At 71.1% G+C, this 20,514-nt stretch carries 16 protein-coding genes; 8 read left to right on the forward strand and 8 right to left on the reverse strand.

The features are described 5' to 3' along the window. The first annotated feature begins 46 nt into the window (after nucleotides 1–46). The gene (locus ABZ370_RS25255) at nucleotides 47–1,216 is read left to right on the forward strand and encodes a damage-control phosphatase ARMT1 family protein (RefSeq protein ID WP_358625009.1); all 1,170 of its coding nucleotides are present in this window, start codon (nucleotides 47–49) and stop codon (nucleotides 1,214–1,216) included. Nucleotides 1,217–1,468: 252 nt separating this feature from the next. Here ABZ370_RS25255 and ABZ370_RS25260 read toward each other — a convergent pair whose 3' ends face one another. Genes ABZ370_RS25260 through ABZ370_RS25270 form a run of 3 tightly spaced genes read right to left on the reverse strand, consistent with a single transcriptional unit; the run spans nucleotide 1,469 to nucleotide 6,839 of the window. After that, the gene (locus tag ABZ370_RS25260) at nucleotides 1,469–4,735 is read right to left on the reverse strand and encodes a glycoside hydrolase family 38 C-terminal domain-containing protein (protein ID WP_358625011.1); all 3,267 of its coding nucleotides are present in this window, start codon (nucleotides 4,733–4,735) and stop codon (nucleotides 1,469–1,471) included. Nucleotides 4,736–4,746: 11 nt separating this feature from the next. Further along, nucleotides 4,747–6,093: a 6-phospho-beta-glucosidase gene (locus tag ABZ370_RS25265; protein ID WP_358625013.1), complete on the reverse strand. Its 1,347-nt coding sequence runs from the start codon at nucleotides 6,091–6,093 to the stop codon at nucleotides 4,747–4,749. Continuing rightward, nucleotides 6,090–6,839, reverse strand: a complete 750-nt coding sequence (locus ABZ370_RS25270) for a DeoR/GlpR family DNA-binding transcription regulator (protein WP_358625201.1) — start codon at nucleotides 6,837–6,839, stop codon at nucleotides 6,090–6,092. The genes ABZ370_RS25265 and ABZ370_RS25270 overlap by 4 nt, the downstream gene beginning before the upstream one ends. 127 nt (nucleotides 6,840–6,966) lie before the next feature. On the opposite strand from ABZ370_RS25270, the gene ABZ370_RS25275 reads away from it, so the two are divergent. Genes ABZ370_RS25275 through ABZ370_RS25290 form a run of 4 tightly spaced genes read left to right on the forward strand, consistent with a single transcriptional unit; the run spans nucleotide 6,967 to nucleotide 13,043 of the window. Then, nucleotides 6,967–8,250 (forward strand): extracellular solute-binding protein, encoded by a 1,284-nt coding sequence (locus ABZ370_RS25275; RefSeq protein WP_358625203.1) that lies wholly within the window; start codon nucleotides 6,967–6,969, stop codon nucleotides 8,248–8,250. After that, nucleotides 8,247–9,215 carry a sugar ABC transporter permease gene (locus ABZ370_RS25280; protein WP_358625014.1) on the forward strand — a complete coding sequence of 323 codons (969 nt, stop codon included), beginning with the start codon at nucleotides 8,247–8,249 and terminating at the stop codon, nucleotides 9,213–9,215. Before ABZ370_RS25275 ends, ABZ370_RS25280 begins: the two co-directional genes overlap by 4 nt. A gap of 10 nt (nucleotides 9,216–9,225) precedes the next feature. Then, nucleotides 9,226–10,080, forward strand: a complete 855-nt coding sequence (locus tag ABZ370_RS25285; RefSeq protein ID WP_358625016.1) for a carbohydrate ABC transporter permease — start codon at nucleotides 9,226–9,228, stop codon at nucleotides 10,078–10,080. Continuing rightward, nucleotides 10,080–13,043: a glycoside hydrolase family 2 TIM barrel-domain containing protein gene (locus tag ABZ370_RS25290; RefSeq protein WP_358625018.1), complete on the forward strand. Its 2,964-nt coding sequence runs from the start codon at nucleotides 10,080–10,082 to the stop codon at nucleotides 13,041–13,043. Before ABZ370_RS25285 ends, ABZ370_RS25290 begins: the two co-directional genes overlap by 1 nt. A 54-nt stretch (nucleotides 13,044–13,097) precedes the next feature. Here ABZ370_RS25290 and ABZ370_RS25295 read toward each other — a convergent pair whose 3' ends face one another. After that, nucleotides 13,098–13,925: a hypothetical protein gene (locus ABZ370_RS25295; protein ID WP_358625020.1), complete on the reverse strand. Its 828-nt coding sequence runs from the start codon at nucleotides 13,923–13,925 to the stop codon at nucleotides 13,098–13,100. 10 nt (nucleotides 13,926–13,935) lie between these two features. Between ABZ370_RS25295 and ABZ370_RS25300 the strand changes: the two genes are divergently transcribed. Next, nucleotides 13,936–14,100: a hypothetical protein gene (locus ABZ370_RS25300; protein ID WP_358625022.1), complete on the forward strand. Its 165-nt coding sequence runs from the start codon at nucleotides 13,936–13,938 to the stop codon at nucleotides 14,098–14,100. 72 nt (nucleotides 14,101–14,172) lie between these two features. On the opposite strand, the gene ABZ370_RS25305 is transcribed toward ABZ370_RS25300, so the two are convergent. The 4 genes from ABZ370_RS25305 to ABZ370_RS25320 are packed head-to-tail and all read right to left on the reverse strand — an operon-like array spanning nucleotide 14,173 to nucleotide 18,345. After that, nucleotides 14,173–15,000, reverse strand: a complete 828-nt coding sequence (locus tag ABZ370_RS25305) for a carbohydrate ABC transporter permease (RefSeq protein ID WP_358625024.1) — start codon at nucleotides 14,998–15,000, stop codon at nucleotides 14,173–14,175. Next, nucleotides 14,997–15,977: a sugar ABC transporter permease gene (locus tag ABZ370_RS25310; RefSeq protein ID WP_358625026.1), complete on the reverse strand. Its 981-nt coding sequence runs from the start codon at nucleotides 15,975–15,977 to the stop codon at nucleotides 14,997–14,999. Before ABZ370_RS25310 ends, ABZ370_RS25305 begins: the two co-directional genes overlap by 4 nt. 10 nt (nucleotides 15,978–15,987) lie before the next feature. Further along, on the reverse strand, nucleotides 15,988–17,268 hold the full coding sequence (locus tag ABZ370_RS25315) for a sugar ABC transporter substrate-binding protein (RefSeq protein ID WP_358625028.1): 1,281 nt from the start codon (nucleotides 17,266–17,268) through the stop codon (nucleotides 15,988–15,990). A gap of 24 nt (nucleotides 17,269–17,292) precedes the next feature. Next, on the reverse strand, nucleotides 17,293–18,345 hold the full coding sequence (locus ABZ370_RS25320) for a LacI family DNA-binding transcriptional regulator (protein WP_358625030.1): 1,053 nt from the start codon (nucleotides 18,343–18,345) through the stop codon (nucleotides 17,293–17,295). Between the two features lie 201 nt (nucleotides 18,346–18,546). Between ABZ370_RS25320 and ABZ370_RS25325 the strand changes: the two genes are divergently transcribed. Both ABZ370_RS25325 and ABZ370_RS25330 read left to right on the forward strand, forming a co-directional pair. Next, on the forward strand, nucleotides 18,547–19,251 hold the full coding sequence (locus ABZ370_RS25325; protein WP_358625032.1) for a pentapeptide repeat-containing protein: 705 nt from the start codon (nucleotides 18,547–18,549) through the stop codon (nucleotides 19,249–19,251). Then, the gene (locus tag ABZ370_RS25330; protein ID WP_358625034.1) at nucleotides 19,251–20,510 is read left to right on the forward strand and encodes an MFS transporter; all 1,260 of its coding nucleotides are present in this window, start codon (nucleotides 19,251–19,253) and stop codon (nucleotides 20,508–20,510) included. Before ABZ370_RS25325 ends, ABZ370_RS25330 begins: the two co-directional genes overlap by 1 nt. The last annotated feature ends 4 nt before the right edge of the window (nucleotides 20,511–20,514 follow it).

A 20,514-nucleotide genomic window follows, 5' to 3' on the forward strand; every position in this document is an offset into this window, starting at 1 on the left:
GACCGGCGGACCGTCCCCCGCGGCGCGGTGTGAAACCCTGGCTGCCATGTGCGAACCCGTCGACGCGCCCGTGATCCTCGGCGATGAGCCCGGATCGTTCGCCCGCAGTGTGCTGGCCGAGCGGCATCCGGCGCTCATCGAGAAGGTCCGGGACGCCTTCCCGTACAGCCCCGGCCAGCACCGCGCGCTCGACGCGCTGCGCCACGACCACGCCGAGGGCGTCATCACCCCGCTCGACCCGGGCGCGCACGACCACGACCGGTGGCAGACCTGGGGGCGGGAGTACTTCGGCCGCTCGTGGTTCGAGGTCCCCTTCCTCTGGATCGAGAGCTACTTCTACCGCCGTCTCCTGGGAGCCGTCGGCTACTTCGCACCCGGCCCCTGGCAGGGCGTCGACCCGTTCCGGCCCTTCAAACAGGCCGAGCTGGACACTCCCGAGGCCGCCCGGGAACTGACCGCTCTCGACGACCTCCTGGACCGGCCCGCCGACGAGGCCGCGGACGCGCTGCTGCACGGCTCGCTCTGGGGCAACCGCGCGGACCTCGGCTTTCGCATCACCTCCGGTGGCGCCGCGGCGTCCGACGGGGCACCGCTGGTGGCCGGCGAGTCGGCCGCCCTGTGGCGGCTGCTGCCCGCCGACGCCCCGGTCACGGTGTGCCTGGTCGCCGACAACGCGGGCCGCGAACTCCTCCCCGACCTGGTCCTCATCGACCATCTGCTCCGCCACCGGCGCGCCGGACGGGTCGTCCTTCAGGTGAAGCCGTACCCGTACTACGTGTCCGACGCGACCACCGCCGACGTCGTCGACTGTCTGCGCCAGCTGGCCCGCGCCGAGGGCGCCGCGGGCGAGGCCGGGGCGCGGCTGTGGGCGGCCATGGCGGATGGGCGGCTCACCGTCCGTGCGCACGACTTCTTCTGCGCGCCGCTGCCGTACACCGGGATGCCGGACGATCTGCGGCGGGAGTTCGCGGACGCCACGCTCACCGTGTTCAAGGGCGATCTGAACTACCGCCGCCTCGTCGGCGACCAGCTGTGGTCCCCGACCACCCCCTTCACCGACCGCACCGCGTACTTCCCCGGGCCGGTGGCCGCCCTGCGCACCCTGAAGTCGGACGTCATCACCGGCCTCGACGCGGACACCGAGGCCGCGCTGGACGCGCGCGAGCGCCACTGGCGTACCAGTGGCACCCATGCGCTGATCCAGGTGCGGCGCTGACCCGCCCCGTCCGTCCTCAGCTGCGCCCGGAACCCCGGTACAGCTCCAGCTCGCCGTCGAGTTCCACGGCGAGCACCGTCGCGTGACCGTCCAGACCGGCGGCCGCGGGCGGGTCGATCCACAGCACCCCCGGCGCCGATGGTCTCGGTGAAGTAGCGGATCAGCTGCCCGGTCGACTTGTAGTTGTCGTCATGGTGCTGGAACTGCTCCTCGGCGCGCTCCCACTCCCCGTCGAACCAGAGCACCATGCGGTCAGCTCCTGTTGAACCGGAGGGTGAGGATCTGGAAGGGCCGCAGATCGACGGTGACGCCGCCGTCCTCGTGGACGGTGACGGGCTGGGCGTCGTCCGTCGGCCGCTCCAGGAGGTCCGTCACCACGGCACCGGTGTGCGCGAAGCCCGGGCGGAGGGTGGTGCGGGTGCGGCCGCCGAGCGATTCGTAGAGCCGCACGATCACATCGCCGGAGCGGTCGTCGGCCGCCTTGACCGCCTCGATGGCGGCGGCCGGGCCGTCCGTGGTGACCAGCGGGGCCGGGGCGGTCCGCGCTTCGGCCACCCGCAGCGGGAGGTTGAGCGCGTACCCCTCGGCGATGGTGTCCTGGATGGTGGCGCCGGGGAGCAGGGCGTAGGTGAAGCGGTGCCTGCCCTGGTCCGCCTCGGGGTCGGGGATGCGCGGGGCGCGCACCAGGCTCAGCCGCACCGTGGTCGTCGTACCGCCGTCCTCGCGGGTCGTGCGGGACACATCGTGGCCGTACGTCGCGTCGTTGAGCACCGCGACCCCGTAGCCCGGCTCGCCCACATGCACCCACCGGTGGCCGTACACCTCGAACCGGGCCGCCTCCCAGCTGGTGTTGGTGTGCGTCGGGCGGTGGACGTGGCCGAACTGGATCTCGGCGGTGGAGCGGTCGGCGTGGATGTCGACGGGGAAGGCCGCCTTGAGGAGCTTCTCGGACTCGTGCCAGTCGATGTCGGTGGCGAAGTCGATACGGCGGCTGCCCGCCCTGACCGTGATCGTCTGGACGATCCGCGAGCCCTTTCCGAAGGCGCGCTCGACACGCAGCGCACCGAGCAGCGGGCCCTTCTCGGCGACGGTGACCGACTCGGCGTCGCGCAGATCGGTGTAGCGCTGCTGGTAGTGCTTGTCGACGTCCCAGGCGTCCCAGCAGTTGGGGAGGTCGGTGTGGAGCCGCAGCAGATTGCCGGGGGCGCCCGGGGCGAACACCTCGCGGTCGGCGGTGAGATCGCGGAGGGAGGCGAGGGTGCCGTCCTGGGCCAGTTCGAGGCGGATGAGACCGTTGTCGAGCACCCGGTCGCCGACGACCACGTGCCCAATTTTGGGGCTCGGTTCGCCTCCGGGGCGCCTCAGCCCCTGGTCGACGGTCGACGTGCTCGGTCGCTCGCGCGGCGGAGCCGCATATCGATACGAGCCCTCGCTCCCTGTGCGCGTCTCCCTTTCGACAGCGGCGCGCCCCTTCGGCTCACTCGCCGGGTCCGCGCCGGTGGCGAGCGGAGCGCTGCCGGACGCGGGCACCTCGGTGTAGACCGCCACCCGGCCGTCGGAGAGCGGCTGCCCGTCGGCGGTGCCCGCGGGGACGGCGACGACCTCGGCGCGGGGACGCGGACTGGTGTTGTACACATGCGGGCGGGCGTCCGCGCCACCAGGCTCCGTGCCCAGCGCCCGCAGCGCCGAGGACGTGAGCTCCGTCAGCTCCGCCGCCACCCTCGCGTACTCCGCCTCCGCCTCCCGGTGCACCCAGGCGATGGACGAGCCCGGCAGGATGTCGTGGAACTGGTGCAGCAGCACCGTCTTCCACAGCCGGTCGAGCCGCTCGTACGGATACGGGTGGCCCGGGACCCGCAGCGCGGCCGCCGTCGCCCACAGCTCCGCCTCCCGCAGCAGATGCTCGCTGCGCCGGTTTCCCTGCTTGGTGCGGGCCTGGGAGGTGTACGTGGCGCGGTGCAGCTCCAGATACAGCTCACCCGACCACACGGGGGCGTCCGGATACTCGGCGCGCGCGGCGGCGAAGAAGTCGTCCGGGTGCTCGATGACGACCTTCGCCGAGCCCTCCAGATCGGCCAGCCGGCGCGCCCGCTCCAGCATCTCCCGGGTCGGGCCGCCGCCCCCGTCGCCGTGCCCGAACGGCGCCAGGGAGCGCGTACCGCGCCCCTTGTCGGCGTAGTTGCGGACCGCGTGCGCCATCTCCTCGCCGGAGAACTCGGCGTTGTAGGTGTCCACCGGCGGGAAGTGGGTGAAGATCCGGGAGCCGTCCAGGCCCTCCCACCAGAAGGTGTGGTGGGGAAGCTTGTTGGTCTGGTTCCAGGACAGCTTCTGGGTCAGGAACCACTCGTTTCCGGCGAGCCGGGCCAGCTGCGGGAAGCAGGCGTTGTAGCCGAAGGAGTCCGGCAGCCACACGCCCTTGGTCTCGATGCCGAACTCGTCCAGGAAGAAGCGCTTGCCGTGCACCAGCTGGCGGGCCATGGCCTCGCCGCCGGGCAGGTTGCCGTCCGCCTCGACCCACATGCCGCCGACCGGTGCCCACTGCCCGGCCCGTACCGCCTCGTGGATACGCGCCCAGACCTTCGGGTACTCCTCCTTGACCCATGCGTACTGCTGCGCCTGCGAGCAGGCGAAGATGAACTCGGGATACTCGGCGGCCAGCGCCGTGACATTGGAGAAGGTGCGCGAGGTCTTGCGCTTGGTCTCGCGGATCGGCCACAGCCACGCGGAGTCGATATGGGCGTGGCCGACGGCCGACATGGTGTGGGCGGAGGCGTGCGCGGGGCGTTCCAGGACACCGCGCAGCGCGTCGCGTACGGCGGCGGCGGTGCCGGACACGTCCTCCAGGTCGAGCAGGCCCAGCGCGCGGTCGATGGCGTGGGCGATCTCGTGGCGGCGCGGCTGGTGTACGTCCAGCTCCAGCATCAGTTCGCGCAGCACCGCGAGGTCCAGGGCGAGGTGCCACACGTTCTCGTCCAGCACCGCGAGGTCGGCGCGGGCGAAGGTGTACAGCGGGGCCCGGCCCGCGGTGAGCTTGTCGCCCAGCGGGGTCGGGGCGGCGAAGTCGTCGGCGAGGATGTCGGGGTTGGAGGCGGCCTCGATGAGGTACGCGATCTGTTCGCCGCCTTTCGCCGGGTCGGCCACGGCCACGTACTGGTTCTGCGGATTGACGGCCTTCAGCGGCTGGCCGTCCAGGGTGTGGACCAGCGCCTCGGCCTGGTTGCCCGGCCAGTCGCCGACGAAGCCCAGGTCGAAGACGGCCTCGACCCGCCGCCCCGCCCACCCGGCCGGGACCTCGCCCCGGACCCGGAACCAGGTGGTTCCCCACGGCGGCCCCCACGGGGTGCCGAGGGCGAACGGCTCGTACCCGGCGGCCGCGGCCTCCGCGAACGGCACCGGCTCGTCCGGGACCTGCCACGCCTCGATGGTGAGGGGCACGGACGCGGTGTGGACGGCCGGCTGTATGCGCTGCTTCAGGACGCGCTCGACGCGCTCCTCGATACGACGGCGTTCATCGTGCATGGCGGGGGTTCCTACTTCCGGTTCAGATACGCGAGGCCGGGGTGCCCGCTCGCGTAGTCGTCGACGAGGCGGCGGGCGACGGTGACCGAGTCCACGAGCGGATGGAGGGCGAAGGCCTTGGCCGCGGTGGTGCGCGAACCGCTCTCGGCGGCGGCCATGACCTCGCGTTCGACGGCCTTGACGGCGCACACCAGGCCGGTGGCGTGGTGGGGGAGGGGAGCGACGGAGACGGGCCGGGCGCCATTGGCGTCGACCAGGCAGGGCACCTCGATGACGGCGTCCTCGTCCAGGACGCCCAGGGTGGCGCGGTTGCGTACGTTGAGGATCAGCGTGGCGTGCTCGTCGCGGGCGATGGCCCGCATCAGCGCGAGCGCCACCTGTTCGTAGCCGCCGGACTCCAGATCGTGGGTGTCGCGCTCACCGGCGCCCGCCGCCTCACGGTTCTCGGCCATGTAGGTGGCCTCGCGCTCGGCGCGGGTGCGGTCCCAGGTGGCGAGCGGCGGCGCGGCGGGGTCCCGCATCGCGTCGTAGAACACCGCCTGCTGGTCGCGGAGGAACGCGCCGCGGGTCTGCTTGGCCTCCTGGAAGGCGCGCACCGCCTCGCGGTTGAAGTAGTAGTAGTGCAGGTATTCGTTGGGGATCGCGCCGAGGGAGCGCAGCCACTCGCGGCCGAACAGCCTGCCCTCCTCGAACGCGTCGAGAGCGGTGTCGTCGGCGAGCAGCCGCGGCAGCTCGTCGCGCCCGTCGACCCGCAAGGCCCGCAGCCAGCCGAGGTGGTTGAGCCCGACGTAGTCGATCCACACCCGGTCCGGATCGGCGCCGAGGACCCGGGCCACGCGCCGCCCCAGCCCGACCGGGGTGTCGCAGATGCCCATGACCCGGTCGCCGAGGTGGCGGGACATGGCCTCGGTGACGAGCCCCGCCGGGTTGGTGAAGTTGATGACCCAGGCGTCGGGCGCGAGCCGGGCGATCCGCCGCGCGATGTCCACGGCGACGGGTACGGTGCGCAGCCCGTACGCGATGCCACCGGCGCCGACCGTCTCCTGACCGAGGACGCCCTGGTCGAGGGCGATCCGCTCATCGGCCGCCCGGCCCTCCAGGCCGCCGACGCGGATCGCGGAGAAGACGAAGTCGGCGCCGCGCAGCGCCTCGTCCAGATCCGTGGTGACGCTCACGCCGGGGGCGTCCGGTATGCCGTCGGACTGCTCGGCGAGCACCCGGGCGACGGCCGCGAGCCGGGCCGGGTCCAGATCGTGCAGGGTGACCTCGGTGACGCGGCCCTCCGCGTGATCGCCGAGCAGCGCCCCGTACACCAGCGGCACCCGGAATCCGCCGCCGCCCAGGATCGTGAGTTTCATATCCGCACCACTTCCACTCCGGCCTCCTCGAACGCGGCACAGGCCGGCAGGGTCGAGGGGGCATTGGTCACCACGGTGTCGAGGTCGCCGGGGTCGCACACCTTGGCGATCCCGGTGCCCGGGAACTTGGCCGCGTCGGCGAGGAGCACCACCCGGTCACAGGCCCCGATCATGGCCCGCTTGACCGGGACCTCGACGACCGTGGTGTCCATGACCTGGCCGCCGGGGCGGACACCGCTGGTGCCCAGGAAGAGCCAGTCGGCGTGCAGCTGGCGCAGATTGTCCTCGGTGAGGAAGCCGACCAGCGAGCGGTACTCGCGCCGGAGCACCCCGCCGAGCAGCACCAGCTCGATGGCGTCGTCGTCGGCCAGCTCCTCGTAGACCACCAGATTGCTGGTGATCACGGTGAGTCTGCGGCCGTGCAGCTGCCGGGCGAGGCGATAGGCGGTGGTGCCGATGTCCAGCAGCACGGTCTGCCCGTCCTCGACCAGCTCGGCGGCGCGGACCGCTATGGCGTCCTTGTCCGCCACCCGCACCTCGGCGACCTCGGCGAAGGGCTGGTCGCCGCCCTCCACGACCGCGCCGCCGTGCACCCGGGTGAGCAGCCCCTCCTCCTCCAGCTTCAGCAGATCGCGGCGGATTGTCGCGGCGCTCACGTTCAGCTGGGCGGAGAGGTCCGCCACAGCGGCCGGTCCACCGGAACGCAGCGCTCGCAAGATCATTTGATGTCGTCGCTCAGCCAGCACGCCGTGCACAGTACTCGTCATTCTCAATCATTTCTATGCTTGCTTCTGCTCAACTATTGCTCTTTCTGATCGGGAGGCGCACGATCCTGTGCCATACCTTGCACACTTTTGAAGGGTGGTGGGAGCGGTGCACCTCTCCCGGAGAGGGCTGCTGCGCGCGGGACTGGCCACCACGGCGGTCGCGACGCTCGGCGGCACCACGGCGGGCTGCTCGGTACCGAGCGGTTCCACGGGCCGCGACATGACCCTCTGGTACTGGACCGGCGGGCTCAGCGACAAGGTCGTCGCCGACGCCAGGACGCGCTTCACGGGCGTCTCGCTGAAGCCGGCCCAGATCGGCGGCTACTTCAAGTCCAAGCTGATGACCACGATGGCCGGACGGTCGTACGTCCCCGACATCACCGGCCTCAAGGGCGAGGACATGGCCTCGTACCTCCCGAACGCCGGACAGTTCGTCGATCTGCGCACCCTCGGCGCGGAACGGCTCAAGAGCCAGTACCTGCCCTGGAAATGGGCGGAGGGCTGCGCCCCCGACGGCCGTATGGTCGGCTTCCCCATCGACACCGGACCGGTCGCCCACTACTACATGCCCGCTGTGTTCGACCGGGCCGGACTGCCCACGGACCCGGCCGACGTCGCCCGGGAGATGAACACCTGGGACGCGTACCTCGACGCGGGCGAGCGGCTGAAGCGGAAGGTCCGGGGCGCCTATCTGCTCATCGACGCGCTCACGGTCTACCAGTACATGCTCGCCCAGAGCACCAAGCGCTACGTCGACAAGGAGCGCCACTTCATCGGCGACGGCGAGCATGTGCGCCGCGCCTGGGGCACCGCGATCGAGGCGTATCAGCGCGGGCTGTGCTCGAAGTACCAGTCCGGCACACCGGACTCCAACTCGGCGATCGAGAAGGGCCTGCTGCCCAGCCAGCTCGGCGCCTCCTGGGCGGCCGGGGACCTCAAGCTGACCGTGCCGAAGACCAGCGGCAAGTGGCGGGTGGCGGCCATGCCCGGCGGCGCCGCCAACAACGGCGGCTCCTTCCTCGCCATCACCAAGTACTGCCGGGAACCCGAGCAGGCCTTTGAGATCATCACCTGGCTGCTCAACCCCGCCAACCAGGCCCGCGGTTTCACGGACGCCACCCTCTTCCCGTCCACCCCCGCCTCGTACCGGCTGAAGGCGATGCGAGCGCCGGACCCGTTCTTCGGCGGCCAGGCCACCATCGACGTCTTCGGCCCGGCGGCACGGAAGATCCCGGTCGCCTACCACAGCCCCTATGACTACGCCCTGGACCAGGTGGTCTCGGACGAACTGCGCAATGTGAACGCGCTCGACAAGAACCCCGCCCGGGCCTGGAAGGACGCCATGAGCAAATGCCGACGCATAGCGGAGCACATGGGGGTGCTGGTATGACCGCCGTGCCCGGGCTCGGTGCCCCGCCCGCCGCCCGCGGCGGTACGAAGGCCGCCGCCGTGTGCCACAAGCCGCGGTCCATCCTCGGATACTGGCGGCTCTACCTCGCGATCTCCCCGTTCTACCTGCTCTTCCTCTGCTTCGGGCTGATCCCGGTGGGGTACTCCCTCTACCTCTCGTTCCACCGCTGGGACGGGCTGGGCACGATGGAGTACGCCGGGCTCTCGCAGTACCGCTATCTGCTCGGCGACGCCCAGTTCTGGCACTCCCTCACCAACACCCTGACCATCTGGGCCATGGCCACCCTGCCGATGCTCTTCCTCGCGCTGGTGACCGCCGTGATGCTCAACTCCGCGGTGCGCTTCAAGAACTTCTACCGCTTCGCCTACTTCCTGCCGAACGTCACGTCCGTCGTCGCCGTCGCGATCATCTTCTCCTCGGTCTTCTCCACCAACTTCGGCCTCGCCAACGCCGTGCTCCAGGGGCTCGGACTGGACCAGGTGGCCTGGCTGAACTCCGCCTGGGGCATCAAGATCGCCATCGCGATGCTGATGACCTGGCAGTGGACCGGCTACAACGCGCTGATCTTCCTCGCCGGGCTGCAGACCATCCCGACCGAGCTGTACGAGGCCGCCCGCGTCGACGGCGCGGGACCGGTGCAGACCTTCTTCCGGATCACCGTGCCGATGATGCGGCCGATCATCCTCTTCGCCCTCATCGTCTCGACCGTCACCGGCCTGCAGAGCTTCACCGAACCCCAGGTGCTGCTGGCCAACACCAACAACACCTCGACCTTCGCGGGCGGCCCGGGCAACTCCGGCCAGACGATGGTCCTCTACTTCTTCCAGCAGAGCTTCGACAACAACGACTTCGGCTACGGCGCCGCCATCGCCTGGGGCATCTTCCTCGTCGTCGCGCTCTTCTCGATCATCAACTGGCGCCTGGTGCAGCGCAAGGACGCGTAGGGAGACCGTCATGCAGGGTATAAAAGGTGTGAAGGGCATGAAGGGCACACGTGCCCGGGGACTGTCCCTCCATATCTCGCTCATCGCCGGGGTGCTGCTCTCGCTCTTCCCCTTCTACTGGACGATCGTCATGTCGACCCGCACGTCGACCGAGATCTTCCAGTTCCCGCCGAAGCTGCTGCCGGGCACCCACTTCCTGGAGAACGTCCGCCATCTCTTCCAGAACATCGACTTCTTCGGCTCGATGGCCAACACCCTGATCGTCGCGGCCTCCGTGACGTTCCTGGTGCTCTTCTTCGACTCGCTCGCGGCCTTCGTCTTCGCCAAGTACGAATTCCCCGGCCGCCGCCTGCTGTTCGTCCTGATGATGGGCATCTTCATGGTGCCCGCCCAGCTCCAGGCCATCCCGCAGTTCGTCATCATGGCGAAGCTGGGCTGGATCGGCTCCCTCACCTCCCTGGTCGTACCGGCCGCGGCCAACGCCTTCGGCATCTTCTGGATGCGCCAGTACATGCGGGGCGCCATCCACGACGAGCTGATGGACTCCTCCCGGCTCGACGGCTGCGGCTTCCTGCGGCAGTACTGGCACGTGGCGCTGCCCGTGGTCCGGCCGGGCCTCGCCTTCCTCGGCATCTTCACCTTCATGGGCCAGTGGAACGACTACGCCTGGCCGCTGATCGCGCTGATCAACCCCGACCATGTGACGCTCCAGGTCGCGCTGTCCCAGCTCAACAGCGTCCACGGCACCACCGACTACGGCATGGTGATGGCCGGGGCGCTGCTCGCGCTGCTCCCGCTGCTCGTGGTGTTCTTCATCGGCGCCCGGCAGATCATGGCCGACCTCGGCAAGGGGGCCATCCGCTGATGTCCGTACCCCCCTCCCTGTGGGGAGAGCTGCGGCCGTGGGAATCCCCCGAGCTGACCTCCTGGCGACGGCTGCCGACGCACGCCGTCGACCGCAGGCCGGACAGCCTCTCCCTGGACGGCCCCTGGCGCTTCCAGTTGCTGCCCACGCCCACGACCGAGCCGGCCGGCACCTGGACCCGGCTGGAGGTCCCCGGCCCCTGGACCACCCAGGACACCGGCGACCTCCCGTCGTACACCAACTGGCGGATGCCGTGGCCGGAGTACCCGCCGCACCCGCCCGCCGACAACCCCACCGGAGTCCACGAGCGGGAGTTCCACATCCCGGCCGCGTGGGCGGGCCGCCGTATCGTCCTCCAGGTCGGCGCCGCGGAGAGCGTGCTGCTCGCCGAGGTGGGCGGCCGCCCGGTGGGCATCGGCAAGGACTCCCACCTCGCGAGCGAGTTCGACATCAGCCACGCCGTACACCCCGGGGCGAGCGACACCCTGCGGCTGACCGTGGTGAAGTGGTCCGACGCCTCCCACATCGAGGACCAGGACCAGTGGTGGCACGGCGGCATCACCCGGCCCGTCCTCCTCTACGCCACCGATCCGCTGCACTTGGCCGATGTGCGGATCACCGCACCCGCGGACGGACGGCTGCGGGTCGACGTCCAGGTGCGCACGGCGGACGGCGCGCTGCCCGCCGGATGGCGGGTCTCGGCCCACCTCGACGGCGTCGGGGAGCTGGCCGTGGACGAGGAGTACGACGCGTGGTGCGCCGACGAGGGGCGGGTGTCCGACTTCCTCGGCGAGGCACGGCTGCACACGACCGTCCCCGGGGTGCGCGCCTGGTCCGCCGAGACGCCCGAGCTGTACGGGCTCACCGTGACGCTGCACCGCCCCGACGGGACGACCGCCGACACCTCCCGCCACCGCGTGGGTTTCCGCACCGTCGCGGTCGTGGGCCGGGATCTGCTGGTCAACGGCGAGCGGGTGTTCATCCGCGGCGTCAACCGGCATGACTTCCACCCGCTCACCGGGCGCACGGTCACGCCCGCGGAGATGCGCGCCGACCTGGAGACCATCAAGCGCTTCGGCTTCAACGCCGTCCGTACCTCGCATTACCCCAACGATCCCGCGCTCCTCGACCTCGCCGATGAACTCGGCCTCTACCTGGTGGACGAGGCGGATATCGAGAGCCACGACCACGCCCATGAGATCGCCGACGATCCGCGCTACCTGGCCGCCTTCACCGACCGGGTCGCGCGCATGGTGCTCCGCGACAAGAACCACCCGAGCGTCATCATCTGGTCGCTGGGCAACGAGAGCGACTACGGCGCCAACCACGACGCGGCCGCCGGATGGCTGCGCCGCTACGACCCGACCCGGCCGCTCCAGTACGAGGGCGCGGCCAAGACCGGCTGGGCCTCGCCGGAGGTCGCCTCCGACATCCTCTGCCCGATGTACGCCTCGCTGGACGAGATCACCGCGCACGCCACCTCCGGCGAGCAGACCAAACCGCTCATCCTGTGCGAGTACTCGCACGCCATGGGCAACAGCAACGGCACCCTCGCCGACCACTGGGCCGCCATCGAGACCACCCCCGGCCTCCAGGGCGGCTTCATCTGGGAGTTCTGGGACCACGGACTGCTCCAGCGCACCACCGGACGCGCCGCGGGCCGCCCGGCGGGCCGCGGCGGCGAGGGCGCGTACGCCCACGGGGTGGCCGCCGAGGGCTACCGCTGGGCGTACGGCGGCGACTTCGGCGACACCCCGAACGACGGCGCGTTCTGCGCGGACGGAGTGGTCTTCCCCGACCGCACCCCGAAACCCGCCCTGTACGAACACCGCGAACTCGCGGCGCCCCTGCGGCTGTCGCGCGAGCCGGACGGCTCCGCGCGCCTCACCAACGCCCAGCACTTCCGCGATCTGTCCTGGCTGACCGCCGAGTGGGTGCTGTCCCTGGAGGACGCGGGCACCCGCACCGCCCCCGCCACGCTGCCAGCCGCGCTCCCGCCCGGGGCGTCGGGGCGCCTCGACCCCCCACCCGAACTGGTGGACTCGCTGCCCGTCGACGGCGGCGAGGCATGGCTCACGCTGCGGGTCACCACCCGGGGCGACGAGCCCTGGGCGCCGCGCGGCACCGAGGTGTGCACCCCGCAGATCCGGCTCCGTCAGCGGGCCGCTCCCGCGCCCGTGACGGCGTCCGGCCCGGTGGTTTCCCTCGATGCGGACGGCCTGTTGCGCCATCCGCTGCTGACCTCCCCGCCCGTGCTCAGCCTGTGGCGCGCGCCCACCGACAACGACCTGCTGGGCGGCGCCGCCGACCACTGGCGCGCCCTGGGCCTGGACCGGCTGGAACGCGAACCCCTCTCCGTCGACCGCGACGGCGCCCGGACCCTGGTGCGCGGCGCGTACGCCACCGCCGCGGGCACCGTCGAACACCTCCAGGTCTTCACCCCGCTGCCCGACGGCGGACTGCTGGTGGAGGAGACGGCCGACCTTCCCCAGGGGCTGACCGACGCGGCGCGCGTGGGCACGGTCTTCGAGACGGTGTGCGGCCTGGACCATCTGGAGTGGTACGGCCAGGGCCCCTGGGAGACGTACCCGGACCGGTGCGCGGGCGGGCCGGTCGGACACCACAGCGTCCGGGTGGACCGGCTGTTCACCCCGTACCTCAGACCGCAGGAGAGCGGGGGACGGCACGGGGTGCGCGGCTTCTCGCTGCTGTCGGCGGACGCGGGCGGCGGGCTGGCGGTGCGGCTGGACCTGCCGCGCCAGGTGTCGGTCACCCGCCACCGGGCGGCCGATCTGGCCGCCGCCACCCACCACGACGAACTGGTGCCCCGACCGCGGTGTGTGGTGCACCTCGACGCCGCGCACCGCGGTCTGGGCACGGCGTCCTGCGGTCCGGACACCCTGCCGCGCTACCGGCTGGGGGCGGGGACGTACCGCTGGTCATGGAGCCTCCACCGGCGGTGACACCTGGTCCCGCCGGTGGAGACGGGCAGGCCCCGCCGGGCCCGCCCGGTCCGGTCAGCCGATCCGGATGCCCACCGAGTACGCCGTGATCGTGGCCGGGTCGGCGACCCGGTGGTCCTTGGCGGCCGCGCTGAAGCTCGGCGTCTGGCCGGTCGCCGGTTCCAGCTTCCACAGCATGTTGCCCGCACCCCGCCAGTGCACGTCGGCGCCGCCTCCGGTCAGCGCGAACCCGGGCTCGACCGACGCCACCGCGGCCGGGTGCGGCGACTGGCCGGAGTCGGACCGCATGAAGCTGTTGGACACCGTCCCGACCCGCAGCTGGCGGCGCAGCGCGATCGCGAACACCCGGATGTTGGCCGGATCGGACACCTCATGGTCCTTCGACCGCGCCTTCCAGGAGGTCTCCGTCGACGGGAAGGACGCGGTGGCCAGATTGCCGCCACCGTGCCAGTCCACCCGGAACCCGCCGCCGACCAGCACATAGTCGGTGGACGACGGAAGTCCCGCCTCGGCCTCCGGATGCGGGGCGACTCCGCTGTCCGCGCGTGAGACGTACACCGAGCGCAGCAGTTCGTCCCGGCTCATCCCGGCGATCTTCAGACCGATGACATAGGACGTCAGCTCATGGGCCTGGGCGTCGATATGGTCCTTCGAACCGACGGTCCAGCCCGAGAGGTCGTCGGTGGGGTACGAGGCGGTCAGCAGCGCCCCGTTCGGGTACTCGACCGCGGTGGCACCACCGCCGATGGCGATCATGTCGCCGTCGCCGACCAGCACGGTCTCATCGATCCAGTGCTGCTGGGGCGGGTTCCCCCGATGGGAGAACACCGACACGGTCACCAGCCCCGAGGCGTCCCGGAAGGTGTTCAGCCGGGTCCCCACGGAACTGGAGATGCGTCTCGTACCCCGTACGGCCGCCGCCCCTCCGGACACGGCGGCGGCCGTGCCGCTGCCCAAGGCACCCACCGCGGTGGCGCCCGCCACGGCCCCGGCCGCCCTCAGGATGTCCCTGCGTCTTCGCATCCCGATCAACTCGCCTTCGCTCAACATGTCCTGACGTGACGTCAGGATGAGCAGAAAGCTAGCCGCATCCCGAAGGCAGGCATATGCCCCGATCGGCCAATCCCCTTCAGGATTTGACGCTTCCGGCGGTGAGCCCGCCCACGATGAACCGCTGCAGCATCGCGAAGACAGCCACCACCGGCACGCTGACGATCGTCGCGGCCGCCATCAGCGGCCCCCAGGCGGTGCCGGTCTGGCCCACGAACGTATTCAGCAGCACGGTGACCGGCTGGACCTCGGGGTCGCTGTTCACGGTGATGCCGAACACGAACTCGCCCCAGCCGAGCAGGAAGGAGAACGCGCCGACCGCGATCAGCCCCGGCCGCATCACCGGCAGCACGATCCGCCACAGCACCCCCGGCAGACCGCAGCCGTCCACCAGCGCCGCCTCCTCGATCTCGGCGGGCATGGCGCGCACCAGCGGCCGCAGAATGATCACCGCGAAGGGCAGGGTGAGGGTGGTGTCCGCGATCACCAGCCCCAGCAGCGTGTTGTTCAGCCCGGCGTCCCGGAGCACGATGAACAGCGGGGCGGCCAGTACGATGCTCGGCAGCAGCTGCGCCACCAGCAGCGACAGCACCATGGCCGCCGAGCCGCGCATCCGGATGCGTGCCACGGCGTAGGTGAGCGGCACCGCGAGCACCAGGGTCAGCGCCACCACGCCCAACGAGATGGCGACGCTGTTGAGCAGCGCCTGCCCGAGCATCGGCTTGTCCAGCGCCCGTGCGTAGCTCTCGCCGCTCGGCGGCGTGGGAAACCACTGCGGCGGCGAGCTGAGCACCTCGTCGGGGCGTTTCAGCGAGGTGGCGATCATCCAGTACAGCGGCAGCAGGAAGAAGGCGGTGATGACGCCCGCGACCAGGGTCAGCAGCCAGGGGCGGCGGGGGCGGGTCATGCGGCGGCTCCTTCCTTGCGCAACCGGCGTACGTACGCCACGGCCACCAGCAGCGGTACGAGCAGCAGCAGCGTGCCGGCCGCCGCGCCCCGGCCGAGCTGGAAGAGCCGAAACGCCGACTGGTAGACGTAGAGGGGGAGTACGGTCGTGGAGTCGACGGGGCCGCCGCCGGTCAGCACGAAGACCAGGTCGAAGACCTTGAACGTGTACACCAGGCCGAGCAGCAGCACCGCCGCCGCCACCGGCCGCATCAGCGGCAGGGTGAGGTGGCGCAGCCGCTGCCAGGGCCCCGCGCCGTCGATGGCGGCCGCCTCGTACAGGGCGGGGTCGATGGACTGGAGCCCGACCAGGAGCAGCAGCATGTTGAAGGGCACACCCACCCACACATTGGCGGCGATGACACCGGGCAGCGCGGTGCTCGGATCGGTCAGCCAGTTGTGCGCCAGCGCGTCCAGCCCGATGGTGCGCAGCAGTTCGTTGTACGCGCCCGAGTCGGCGTCCAGCATCCAGCGGAAGAGGGTGCCACTGACGATGGGCGGCAGCAGCCACGCCACCAGCATCAGCCCCCGGAACAGCCCGGCCAGCGGGAACCGCCGTACGAACAGCAGCGCCAGCGCGAAGCCGATGGTGAACTGGAAGACCAGCGAACCGGCCGTGAACAGCAGGGAGATCCGGGCGGCGTGCCAGAAGGCGCCCTCGGATACCACCGCGTCATAGTTGTCGGCGCCGTTGAACGCCCAGTCGCCGGTGACCAGATCGCCGATCTCGACCTGATGGACCGAGGTCCAGAGGTTGTAGACGAGCGGAAACAGCATGGTCGTGCCGAGGAAGAGCAGCGCGGGCGCCGACATGCCGTACCCGGCCCGGGTGCGGCGGGTGGCGAGGGAGCCGCCACGGCGCCGCCCGCCGGTACCCGCCGCCGGGCTCCTGAACACCACCGGCTCCCGGACCTTCAGGTCCGTGTTCTGCGTGGACATCGCGGCCCCGCTACTTCGACAGCTTCGGCGTGATGGCGTCCGCTGCCTTCTTCGCGGCGGCCCCGGGGGAGGAGCTGCCGGTGAGAGTGGCCTGTAACGCCTCGGCCATGGCCTGGGACATCTGCGGATAGTGCTCGCCGTACGCACGCGGCCGGGCGTTGCCGAACTCCTGGACGAACACCTTCAGCGTGGGATCGGTGGCCCAGTCGCCGCTCTCCGCCATGTCGCTGCGCGCGGGCAGCAGCCCCACCGACCCCAGATAGGCCGCCAGGGGCTTCTTGCGCTGGCTGTACTCGATGGCCCGCCACGCCTGGTCGGCCTTGCCACTGGTCCCCAGGATCACCCAGTTCTCCCCGCCGAGGCAGCTCGCGGGCTCCTTGTCCACCGGGAGGGGCACCACACCCCACTTCACCTTGGACTGCTGCTTGAGGCCCGGCAGTTGCCACGGCCCGTTGATCTGCATGGCCGCGCGGCCCGAGGTGAACTGGGTGTTGACGTCCTGCTGGGTCCAGCCCACGCACTGCTTGGACAGCGCACCCGCCTTCACCAGCTCCCCCAGAAAGGTGAGCGCGGTGGCGCCGCCGGTGGCGAAGGTGTCCAGATCGCCGCCCGCCGACCACAGGAAGGGCAGCAGCTGGAAGACCCCCTCCTCGGTCTTGACCGCGCTCATCGCCAGCCCGAAGGTGCTGCCCCTGGTGAGCTTGCGGGCCGCCGCGGACAGCTCGTCCCAGGTCTTCGGCGGCTCGACGCCCGCCTTCTCCAGCAGCTCGGTGTTGTAGTAGAGGGCCAGGCAGTTGGCGTTGTTGGGGACCGAGTAGGTCTTGCCGTCGATGACCCCGCTGCTCCACGGGCCCTTGTAGTACGCGTCGGCCTGTCCCCACTCCTTCACCCGGTCGGTGAGGTCGGTGAGCAGCCCTTGCGGGGCGAGGGAGTTCATCGAGGTGTTGTCGACGATCGCCAGGTCCGGCAGATCGCCGGAGGCGGCCCCCTTGATGAGGGCGGGCTCCAGCTCGGCGTACGGAAAGGTCCGGCGGGTGATCTTCAGCCCGGGGACGCTCTTCTCGATGCCGGTGATCAGGGCCTTGATGCCCGGCTGACGGGCGTCCTCGACGAGGTAGTCCCACCAGAGAAGGTTCTTGTCCGACGACCCGCCGCCCCCGCCCCCGCAGGCGGTGAGGGGACCTGCCAGCCCCGCGGCGAGCAGCCCGGAGCCCGATATCCGCAGGAAGGAGCGGCGGGGGAGGGGACCTCTCCCGGCGGCGGTCGGGGGCCTGTTGGCTCGGTTGGCCATGTGCGTCTCCGAGGGGTGAGTCGGTCAGTTGCGGTGCGGTGCCGGTCCCGTGCTGGCGCGCGGGGTGAGCGGAGGGGTGAGCAGATGCTGCCGGGGCGCCGCGGCCGGGGCGTCCAGCCGTTCCAGCAGCAGTTCCACGGCGAGTCGGCCCATCAGATCGGAGGGCACGTCGGCGCCGGTCATCATCGGGGTGACGGCTTCCGCCCAGCGGGCCGCGGCCACTCCGGTCACCGAGAAGTCCCCGGGTACGGAGCGCCCCGCGAGGCCGAGCCCCCGGTACAGGCCCACCAGCGCCGCCTCGTTGAGCGTGACGACCGCGGTGGTGTACGGGTCCCGGTCGAGGAGCCGCGCCACCACGGCCTGGCCCGAGGCGGCGTCGTCACCGCAGTGGTGGACCTCGCCGGTGAGCCCGAGTTCGCCGACGGCCCGCAGAAAGCCGGTCCGCCCCTGGTGCGCGGGCACATACCCGGCGTCGAACAGCTCCCGGGGACGGCCCACCAGCGCCAGATGGCGATGGCCGAGCCGCCCGAGATGAGCTACGCAGGCGGCGGTCAGCTCCGCGAAGTCCAGATCGACCCAGGACAGCGTGTCCGTGTGCGCGGTGTGCCCCATGGACACGAACGGGAAGCCCGAGTCGACCAGCGGCTCCAGCCGCGCGTCCGGCGCCCGGATCTCCATCAGCAGCGCGCCGTCGACCCGCCGCTCGCCCACCAGGCGGCGGAAGGAGTCGTCGCCGTCGCCGTCGCTGCGCGAGAGCAGGATGTCGTGGTCGTGCGCGGCGGCCGCGTCGACCACGCTGTTGATGAAGTCCAGCTGCATATCGGTGTAGCGGCGGCTGACGGTCGGAAAGACCAGCCCGAGGGTGCGGGTGCGGCCGTGGGCCAGCGCACGGGCGCTGGCGTTCGGCTGGAAGCCCTGGTCCTCGATGACTTGCTGGATGCGCTGCCGGGTGCGGTCGGAGATCGGCCGCTTGCCGCTGAGCGCGTACGAGACGGTGCTGCGCGACACGCCGGCGAGCCGGGCGATCTCGCCGATGTTGACGGGCGGGGACTGCTGGTCGAACCGGTTCGACACCACTGACGCACACCTCTCGGGAGATCCACGCGTTCGAAATATCGAAGGGGTGCCGGAGACCCGAACCGGCTTGCCCGAACGTAGGAGTGGCCCACACCACATGTCAACGGTCGGGAACCAGGAAGTTGAATGGCACTATCGATTCACCATCGATCTCGCACACCACGCGCCCGGGCCGGTGATGCCCGGAAATGAGGTTTCGCCATGTCATCCCCGCGTCAGCTCGCCGATCTGCCGTACGCGAGCCATCTGCGCCCGTTCGACGGCTCCTTGACCGTGGACGGGGACTACGACACCGTCCACTTCGACGGCGGGCAGTTCGAGGGCGCCGACGCCGGTCAGGCCCGCTTCCTGGAATCCGCGTTCTCCGCCGTGGCCTTCACCGGAGGCCGCTACCGGGGTGCCCGCTTCAACGATGTCTGGCTGGACGGAGTGCGCTGGGTCGGCTCCGACGTGGCGGACAGCGACTGGCTGGACGGCGAGCTGATCGGCTGCGTCCTCGCCGGACTGGAGATGTTCGGCACGGTGATGAACCGCGTGACCTTCCACCGGTGCAAGTTCGAATCGGTCAATCTGCGCACCGCCGAGCTGCGCGAGGTCACCTTCGCGGACTGCCTTCTGCGGGACACCGACCTCGGCGGCGCGAAGCTGACGGACGTCGCGTTCCCGGGATCGACGCTGGACGGGGTGCGGTGCGGCAACGCGCGTATGACCCGGGTCGATCTGCGCGACGCCACCCGGCTGGACATCACCGAGGGGTTCGACGCGCTGCGCGGGGCCACCATCACCGGCGGCCAACTCCTCGAACTGGCACCGCAGTTCGCCCAGGCCATCGGCGTCACGGTCCAGGAGCGCGGCGACGCTCTGCGCGCACCCCGCACCGCCCGGCGGAAACGGCAGGGGCGGTGATGGCCGGGACGACCGCGGGGCGGCCTCCGTTACGGGCCAACCGTGACTTCACCGTCTTCTGGTGCGGGCAGACCCTGTCCGAACTGGGCAACGCCTTCGCCCTGGTGGCGCTGCCGCTGCTGGTGCTCAAAGCCACCGGGTCGGTCGCCCAGATGGGGCTGCTGACGGCCGTCGCGGGCGTCGCGTCGATCGCCACCGGGCTGTTCGCGGGCATCCTGGTCGACCGGCTGCCCCGGCGGCAGCTGATGATCGTGTGCGATGGGGTCCGGGTGGCGCTCTTCGCCCTCGTCCCCGCCAGCTGGGCCGTGGCCGGTCCCCAGGTCTGGCTGCTCTATGTGGTGATGGCGGCCGCCGCGGTCTTCGACATGGTTTTCAAGGTCACCTATGTCGCCGCCGTGCCCAACCTGGTGGACGCCGAGCGGATCATCGAGGCCAACGGGCGGCTGAACACGACGAACGCCATCGCCTTCATCGTGGGGCCGATGCTGGCGGGCGGGCTGTCCGGGCTGCTCGGGCCCACGGCGGCCATCGCGGTCAACGCGGCGAGCTTCGCCGCCTCGGCCCTCGCGCTCTCGCTGATCAGATTCCGGGAGACGGCGGCCGGGGACGCCACGCGATCCCCCGTGGCCACCGGGTGGCGAGGAGCGAAGCGGGAGTTCCTGGCCGGGTTCGTCTTCCTGTGGCGGGCGCCGGTCCTGCGCTGGCTCACCGTGCTGCTCACCGGCGTCTCACTGCTCAGCCTGGGCATGACCGACGTCTTCATCTACCAGATACGGGAGGGGCTGGACGCGGGCGACCGCACGGTCGGCGTCGTGATGGGCGTGGCGGGCGCCGGGGCCGTACTGGCCGCCGTGCTCATCCCGGTGCTGCGGCGGACCTGGGGGTTCGGGGTGTGCTGGCTGGGCTCGTACACGCTGTGCGGGCTCGCGCTCGGCATGCTGTCCCGGTCCACCACCGTGCTGGGGACGGCGGTGACGGTGCTCTGCTACCAGTTCGGCATGGCGCTCGCGGGCATCTCCTCGATGTCCCTGCGGCAGGCGGTGACCCCGGACCATCTGCTCGGACGGGTCACCTCGGCCTTCTGGACGCTGCACAACTCGCTCGCCCCGCTCGGCGCCGCCGGGCTCACCGCGCTGGTGGCGCGGTTCGGGGTGCGCGGCCCGCTGCTCGGGTCCGCCGCCCTGTTCCTGCTCATCGTGGCGGTCGGGGCATGCACCCCGATCCGGCAGCGCGCCCCGGGAGTGGTGGCCGCCAGGTGACTAC

The sequence above is a fragment of the Streptomyces sp. NPDC005962 genome, assembly GCF_040629205.1.
Classification (GTDB): Bacteria; Actinomycetota; Actinomycetes; order Streptomycetales; family Streptomycetaceae; genus Streptomyces.

Bases quoted from the DNA above. Each gene is read 5' to 3' on its own strand.
- ABZ370_RS25255 (WP_358625009.1), top strand. From the start codon at position 47: ATGTGCGAACCCGTCGACGCGCCCGTGATCCTCGGCGATGAGCCCGGA.
- ABZ370_RS25260 (WP_358625011.1), bottom strand. From the start codon at position 4,735: ATGCACGATGAACGCCGTCGTATCGAGGAGCGCGTCGAGCGCGTCCTG.
- ABZ370_RS25265 (WP_358625013.1), bottom strand. From the start codon at position 6,093: ATGAAACTCACGATCCTGGGCGGCGGCGGATTCCGGGTGCCGCTGGTG.
- ABZ370_RS25280 (WP_358625014.1), top strand. From the start codon at position 8,247: ATGACCGCCGTGCCCGGGCTCGGTGCCCCGCCCGCCGCCCGCGGCGGT.
- ABZ370_RS25285 (WP_358625016.1), top strand. From the start codon at position 9,226: ATGCAGGGTATAAAAGGTGTGAAGGGCATGAAGGGCACACGTGCCCGG.
- ABZ370_RS25290 (WP_358625018.1), top strand. From the start codon at position 10,080: ATGTCCGTACCCCCCTCCCTGTGGGGAGAGCTGCGGCCGTGGGAATCC.
- ABZ370_RS25300 (WP_358625022.1), top strand. From the start codon at position 13,936: ATGCGTCTCGTACCCCGTACGGCCGCCGCCCCTCCGGACACGGCGGCG.
- ABZ370_RS25305 (WP_358625024.1), bottom strand. From the start codon at position 15,000: ATGACCCGCCCCCGCCGCCCCTGGCTGCTGACCCTGGTCGCGGGCGTC.
- ABZ370_RS25310 (WP_358625026.1), bottom strand. From the start codon at position 15,977: ATGTCCACGCAGAACACGGACCTGAAGGTCCGGGAGCCGGTGGTGTTC.
- ABZ370_RS25315 (WP_358625028.1), bottom strand. From the start codon at position 17,268: ATGGCCAACCGAGCCAACAGGCCCCCGACCGCCGCCGGGAGAGGTCCC.
- ABZ370_RS25325 (WP_358625032.1), top strand. From the start codon at position 18,547: ATGTCATCCCCGCGTCAGCTCGCCGATCTGCCGTACGCGAGCCATCTG.
- ABZ370_RS25330 (WP_358625034.1), top strand. From the start codon at position 19,251: ATGGCCGGGACGACCGCGGGGCGGCCTCCGTTACGGGCCAACCGTGAC.